General features: G+C 65.1%; 7 protein-coding genes. 4 read left to right on the top strand and 3 right to left on the bottom strand.

What is annotated here, in order from left to right; genetic code table 11:
• Positions 1 to 11: 11 nt before the first annotated feature.
• Positions 12 to 374, bottom strand: a complete 363-nt coding sequence (gene tnpB / locus NFW30_RS06560) for an IS66 family insertion sequence element accessory protein TnpB (protein WP_295371914.1) — start codon at positions 372 to 374, stop codon at positions 12 to 14.
• A gap of 400 nt (positions 375 to 774) precedes the next feature.
• Complete coding sequence (locus NFW30_RS06555) at positions 775 to 1,365, bottom strand: PEP-CTERM sorting domain-containing protein (RefSeq protein WP_295354834.1); 591 nt, start codon at positions 1,363 to 1,365, stop codon at positions 775 to 777.
• A gap of 613 nt (positions 1,366 to 1,978) precedes the next feature.
• Here NFW30_RS06555 and NFW30_RS06550 point away from each other — a divergent pair.
• Entirely contained in the window at positions 1,979 to 2,641 is a 663-nt protein-coding gene (locus tag NFW30_RS06550; protein ID WP_295354837.1) for a PEP-CTERM sorting domain-containing protein, read from the top strand.
• Positions 2,642 to 2,863: 222 nt separating this feature from the next.
• The gene (locus tag NFW30_RS06545) at positions 2,864 to 3,196 is read left to right on the top strand and encodes a VanZ family protein (RefSeq protein WP_295354840.1); all 333 of its coding nucleotides are present in this window, start codon (positions 2,864 to 2,866) and stop codon (positions 3,194 to 3,196) included.
• A 27-nt stretch (positions 3,197 to 3,223) separates the two neighbouring features.
• Here the strand turns inward: NFW30_RS06545 and epsA are convergent, their stop codons facing one another.
• Complete coding sequence (epsA, locus tag NFW30_RS06540) at positions 3,224 to 4,027, bottom strand: XrtB/PEP-CTERM-associated transcriptional regulator EpsA (protein ID WP_295354843.1); 804 nt, start codon at positions 4,025 to 4,027, stop codon at positions 3,224 to 3,226.
• 282 nt (positions 4,028 to 4,309) lie between these two features.
• Between epsA and NFW30_RS06535 the strand changes: the two genes are divergently transcribed.
• Together NFW30_RS06535 and NFW30_RS06530 are read left to right on the top strand one after the other, a co-directional pair.
• Complete coding sequence (locus NFW30_RS06535; protein ID WP_295354845.1) at positions 4,310 to 5,695, top strand: undecaprenyl-phosphate glucose phosphotransferase; 1,386 nt, start codon at positions 4,310 to 4,312, stop codon at positions 5,693 to 5,695.
• A 136-nt stretch (positions 5,696 to 5,831) separates the two neighbouring features.
• Positions 5,832 to 6,395 carry a lytic transglycosylase domain-containing protein gene (locus NFW30_RS06530; protein WP_295354848.1) on the top strand — a complete coding sequence of 188 codons (564 nt, stop codon included), beginning with the start codon at positions 5,832 to 5,834 and terminating at the stop codon, positions 6,393 to 6,395.
• Positions 6,396 to 6,661: the final 266 nt, after the last annotated feature.

Genomic DNA, 6,661 nt, shown 5'->3' with positions numbered 1-6,661 from the left:
CCGGCCTTAGCTTATTCGACCCCGGTGGCTGTCCAGACGACCGGAACCACCGCACGGCGCTGCCAGTCGACGCCGGCGACGAGCCAGCGCCATTGCGCTGCCGAAAGGGCAAAAACGGGGTCACTGGCGCTGGGCCAAGTGAAGGCGCCGCGGTGCAGCCGGCGTTGCGACAGCCAGACCCCGGTGCCGTCCCAGACCAGGAGCTTGAGCCGGTTCCGGCGCCGGTTGGTGAAGGCATAGGCGGTACCGTCACAGGGGGTGCGCCCGAGGCTGGCCTGGATGCGGGCCGACAGGCCATCGATGCCCGAGCGCATATCGACCGCTTCGACCGCCAGCCAGATGCGCTCCGGCGTGGGCCCGGGCGGAACCGTCATCGGCGCTCTGCGCACAGCGCACGCAGCCAGTCGGCTGCCGGAAGCGCCGCGAATTCGAGTCGCCAGCCGCCAGGCATGCTCAACGACAGGCTTGGCCCCGAATGGGGCGGAACCGGCGCTATCGTCGCGGGAACGAGAGTCACCGGCACGGCGGCAACGACCGTTCCGCTCTCCTTCGCCAAACGCCGGTGCCAGTAACTCAGCGATCCAGCCTTCAGCCCGTTCCGCGCACAATAGGCCTTCTGGCTCTCGCCACTCGCGCGCCAACCTGCTACATGCCCTTGCCAGTACGCTGCCACTTCGCCAGCCTTGCCCATCGCGCTCTCCCGTGAAAACCTCGAGAGGGTGCGGCAACTGGCACGGGATTGGTAGGTGGGCCGACTGGACGCTTACGATGGAGTCAGGCCTTCCCCTGTTCCGCCCGGCGCCGGCGAGCGATGAAGCCGACGAGACCCATTCCGGCGAGCATCATCGCGTAGGTTTCGGGCTCCGGAATCGGCGGAATTTCCCGCGACAGCAGATCGCCGGTCGCTTTGTCCTGGCCGGCAGTCTTCAGGAACTGCACCTTCAGGTGCGGCGTGGCGAAATTCAGGCCGGTACCGGTGAAGTCGATCACCCAGGTCATTGCCGAGGTCAACGCTATCGGCGAACCGGTGAAGCACGCGCCGTTGGTGCTACCCGTCGTGCAGCCGACGTTGGCGCTCAGGCCTTGCGTGACGTCCGCGGCGAACGAACCCGGGCCGCTGACGATGCTTGCCGCGGTGACGTTGCCGATATCCTTGATCTCGAAGGCCTTGAGCCAGTTGACGCCGGCCCAGTTGCCGGTCGCGCTGGTCGCATTGAGGATCTCCAGCTTCTGGGTATCCGCGTCGAGCGCATCGGTATTGAAAGTGACTCCCTGAAAGGTCAGGCTGTTACTGGCAGCGACCGCCGGCAGCGCGGCAAGGCTGAGTGCAGCGAGCATGGCCCCGCTGATTGCTCTGATTTTCATGTTCCTTCTCCAAAGTATTGTTGAACAGGGGCAGACTTCTGGCATAAATCAGGGAGATCTCTTGCCATAATGTCAAGCTTGCGACGTATTTACGCCATCGCGACAGTACCCGCTGCCTCTTCTGCAAACAATGGCCCGACTGGCCTATTGGCAAGACCCATTTGGGCGAGCCAGGCTTCTCTGGACGATTCAACGGGCTTCCATTGAGCTGGCCGGACCATGATCCGCATCAGCGACGTCAATCACCTTTCCAGATGAAAGCCAGGAACAATTGCAGGAATCCTCAATATATCGAGACGATGGGAGCTGATCGGCGCAATGGGTGCGACGCCTGGCGACTAGTCCGGATGGGCCAATGACCTTTGTCGTCGCGCGTGATGTATTGCACGGTCCACTCGCCCGAGCCACGGCGTGGTTCACGCAAGGCATTTTATATTCGACACTTACGAGCAAACGGGGTCATCTCCCGAAAATCTGCTCTGGCCCGGTTGAGCCATTGTCCGGAAAGCGCCTGGCAATTAAATTGGGAACTGCCGCGGACAGGGCAGGGAAACCGCCAGATGTCCCTGGCCTGTCATTTCATAATTGCCTCAATAAAGAAAGGGAACCAACCATGAAAATCCTCCCACTGGCCAGGGCTCTGGCCGCAGCCACGCTGGCCACGGCGCTGGCAAATCCGGCACTGGCCAACACGGTGAATCTTACCGGCTTCAGCCATGGCTCGCAGACATTGACCGTCACCTATCCCAGCACGACCAAAAATGTCACCGCCGGGCAGTTTCTGGGCACGCTCGATGGGAATTCTTTCCGGACCTTCTGTACCCAACTCTCAGAGACGTTCAGCTTCAACGACCCGCAAAACTATACGATCGTCAATGGGCTGTCGGCCTGGGGCTCCACCGTCTATCAGGGTCTGAACAAGCTGATGTCCTACGGGCAGCTCCTTGGTCTCCCAACCAACACGACCAACTCGGTGGTCTTTCAGGCCGCAGTCTGGGAAGTCGTCTACCAGACGGATGGCGTGTACGACTTTAGTTCGGGTGCCTTCAAGGCCAGCTCGGGCAACGCCACCACCCAGGCGGCGCTGAACAGCTGGGACTGGAGCATCGTCATGAGCACACCGATCACCCATACGACCAATCAGCTGTTCCATCCAACCAAGCAGGACTTCCTCGTCACCACGCCGGTTCCGGAGCCCGAGTCCTATGCGATGATGCTCGCCGGTCTGGGCTTGGTCGGAGCGATCGCCCGTCGTCGTCGGTCCGCGGCAAACTAGCCTCTCTGGAGTTGCCCTGCCGCGCACGCGCGGCGAGGCAGCGGCGCTTCACGGACCAGCGCGGGGGCCCCGTCAACTCGACGAGGCCCTTGTTCCGTCTGCCCGTCTTGACGAGGAATCGGGATTGGGCCGCTACCGTCGCGCGGGGATGGCCGGCACGATCACCCGACAGAGGCGTGACCCGATCGGGTGACACCGCAGTGCCAATGCCAGGAGGCAGACGTGCAGCCTGTCCGTAGCTGGGTCCTGCTCACTCTGGCCATCGTTGGAACGGCGAGCCTGTTCGTCCTCGGCGCGCAGCCCTTTGCCGTCGGCCTCGTGCCGCCGCCCTGGGACAAGCTGGCGCACGCGCTGCTCTTCGGCGCGTTGTTCGTCGTCTTCGACCGGGCGTTGCATCTTCCCCTGGCGGTTGCGCTGGCGCTGCCCTTGCTGATCTCGGCCGCCGACGAGATGCATCAGCTCTTTCTGCCAGGCAGGAGTGCGAGCTGGACGGACTGGCTGGCCGGGCTGTGCGGCGTGGCTGTCGCCGCCATCCTGCGCCGCCGGCAGAGCTGACGGACGGCGCGTCGGCGAAGCGGCGCCTCAACCGTACACCACCGTCCGGGGTCCCGTCCTGAGCAGCGATTCCAGTTTGCCGACGGCCTGCGCGCGATTGCTGACGTTGATCTTCTGGAAGATTCGCTTGAGATGGTTCTTTACCGTGAAGCTGCTGATGCCGAGGATCATCCCGATCTCGATGTTCGTCTTGCCCTGGCGAACCCACTCGAGGATCTCGCGTTCTCGCCCACTGAGACCGCCGGCTGCAGCGGCATTGAGCAGGAAGACGGGGTCGGCGGCGATCGCCGATGGGGCGGGCAGGCGCTCGATCCGGCTGAGGGCCGCGTCGAGGTAGGGCAGCAGCAGTTCGAAGAGGTGCGTCTCGTCCTCGCCGAAGCCGCTGCGGGCACGCATCATGACGTACAGATGATCGGCCCGAAGGCGGTTGTCGGGAATGCTGTGGAAGAGAACGTGCCGCATTTCGGAGATCGCCCCGAGCGATGCCGGCGCGCCGCTGTCTGCACCGATGAACTGCTCGCACGATCCCACGACCACCCGGCCGCCGAGTGCCGTCCACCGCTGGTGCAGGCTGGCGGCGATGCCGTGCATCGGGCGTGGCGGCAGTTCGCGCGTGCGGACTCCCGGCAGCAGCGAGACGACGTCGTAGTCGAAAGCAGGATGGTCGGCACCCAGGCTGAACGAAATCAGCGCCTGGTGGGGAAGCAGGCGCTGCACGTCGCCTTGCAGCCAGAGCAGCAGCTTGAGGTGACTCTCTATCGACAAGGAAGCCCGCATCGTCGCCAGAAGCTCCGCGGCGGTCCGGTTGTGTTCGGATGAAGTCGCAGTCATCGTGGTGTGTTGATCCGATTGACCACTTGGCAGCACGCGCCCGGGAAAGCTCCCGGCTGTGCCGCGGCAAGTGGTGCCAGCTGCGTCCAATGGCAGCTGGGCGAAGCTTGCCATGCCGCCGAACGGTGCGCCGAGAACTAGGTCACGGTACGGCGCAATGCCTTCGCTAGAATCCTTGCATGACGAGCATATGGGCGGCGCGCGGTGCCGCCGGGTGCGCGGTGCCGGTGGCGGGAACGACGAGCCTCGCTCCGACTGGAAGACAACAATGGAGCGACAGGCATGGCGAGCAAGCGACCGTTTTTCGGGGTGAATCGGGTGGGGGGGCCGATCGTCCAGCTGACGGAGTCGCTCGTCGATCCAGTGGCGCAGCTGGTCAGCCTTTTCGGGTTGATGGTCTGGTACGGAGAAGAGCAGTACAACTACTACATCATTCTCGGCATCCTGCTGTTCTCGTTGAGCTTTCCCGGCAAGAGCCTGATCCAGCGAACGCTGCGCGGCACCGTCCTCGACGTACTGCTCAGTTGGGCCGGCGTCGTGACGCTGCTACTCTTCTTTGGCTGGGCGACTGGTCTCTACCGGCTCTTTCCGTCACAGTTGATCGTCGGCCTGCTGTGGATCACGCCACTGCTGCAGCTCGCGGGCCATCTGCTGTTGCGCAGGCTCCTGCCGGCATTGGTCGCCGGCAGTCATCCGAAACGCAGCGTGATCGTCGGCTGCAACGAGCTCGGCCGGCACCTGGCTGCGGAGATCGACCGCCACCCGCTGCTCGGCATCCGCATGCTCGGCTACTTCGATGACCGGAGCGCCGACCGCTTGGACGTCGACGCACAGTTGATCAAGGGAGACTTTGGCGAGGTGGCCGAGTTTGCACGGCGAAACGCGATCGAGATCATTTACCTGGCAGTGCCGATGGCCAGTCAGCCGCGGATCGTCTCATTGCTCGACTCGCTGACCGACACGACCGCCTCGGTGTACTTCGTCCCCGACGTCTTCGTCACCGAACTCGTGCAGGCACGGATGGACGCGGTCGGCCGGGTGCCTGTTCTCGCCGTCTGTGACACGCCGTTCACCGGTCTCAACGGGACGATCAAACGGGCGGCCGACATCGTGCTCTCGCTGCTGATCCTGACGCTGATCGCGCCGCTGCTGCTGCTGGTCGCGACGATGGTCCGGCTTGACTCGCCAGGGTCGGTGATCTTCAGGCAGCGCCGCTACGGCCTCGACGGCAAGGAGATCATCGTCTACAAGTTCCGCTCGATGTCGGTCTGCGAGGACGGGCCTCTGGTCGCGCAGGCGTGCCGGGGCGACAGCCGCGTGACGCGCGCCGGAGCGATCCTGCGCAAGACCTCGCTCGACGAGTTGCCGCAGTTCATCAACGTTCTGCAGGGCAGGATGAGCATCGTCGGACCACGGCCGCACGCGGTCGCGCACAACGAGACCTATCGCAAGCTGATCAAGGGTTACATGGTGCGCCACAAGGTGAAGCCGGGAATCACCGGCTGGGCGCAGGTCAACGGCTATCGCGGCGAGACGCAGACGCTCGACAAGATGGAAGGCCGCGTCGCTTACGACCTCGAGTACCTGCGCAACTGGTCGCTGAAGCTCGACCTGTACATCATCTTTCGCACCGCTGCCCTTGTCTTCAGGGACGCCGGTGCGTATTGACGGTCGGCGCCGGCGGCTGCCAGCGCTCTGCTGCGCGGCGCTGCTCGCCGCGCCGGCTGCAGTCGCGGCGCCGCCCGCCGAAGTGCGACACCAGGCCGTGCCGGCCAGACCGGCGAACGGGCCGAGCCCGTTCCGGTTGAGCATTCAACGTTCCGAGTACGTACTGCAGAACAGCGAGGGCCGGCGTGCGGGCAGTGGCGCAGCGCGGCGGCCGGGTGTGGCGAGCCCGTTCGCACCGCTGATCGAACGTCAGGCACGCGCCAACGGCGTCGATCCCGGCCTGGTGCACGCCGTGATCCGCGCCGAATCGGCCTACCGGCCCGACGCCGTGTCGCCGAAGGGGGCTGTCGGCCTGATGCAACTGATGCCAGCCACGGCGCGGCGCTTCGGTGTCGTGGACCGCGAGCATCCGGAAAGCAATGTCAGTGCCGGAACGGCCTACCTGCGGCTGCTGCTCGACCGCTTCGACAGCGTGCCGCTGGCGCTTGCGGCGTACAACGCGGGTGAGGGCGCCGTCATGCGGCACGGCAACCAGATCCCACCGTACGCCGAGACCAGGGGCTACGTCGCGCGCATCCTGCGTGACTACGGCGATGCGTCGATCACGCCGGCTCCGGTCTCGCCTCTCTATGGCGCCGGGCTGCGACTGACCGACGACGATCTCGCGTCCTATCGCCTGATCCCCGCCCGTCGCCGCTGATCCGCCGGGCACCCCGCGCCCGGGCGATTTCCATCCAGCCTTTTTCGCCGCCTGCAACCCCGCGGACGGGCGATTGCCTGCAGCCTGCTTCGCCACCGGCCACCGTCCGCTGGCAGCCGTTGCGTGTCGCGCCCTCGACGCTCGACTGCGACCGCCGCGGGCGATTCGCGTGCTCCGCTGGTCGGCACGCCGGCCGGCAGGAGCACGCCAGAAAAAGAAACGGCCCGCCAGGGGGGGACTGGGCGGGCCGGGTGAAGCAGTCGCCG

The sequence above is a fragment of the Accumulibacter sp. genome (assembly GCF_023806635.1).
Taxonomy (GTDB): domain Bacteria; phylum Pseudomonadota; class Gammaproteobacteria; order Burkholderiales; family Rhodocyclaceae; genus Accumulibacter.
The sequence above is the reverse complement of the archived record's forward strand: the minus strand, read 5'-3'. Positions and strand labels throughout refer to the sequence as shown.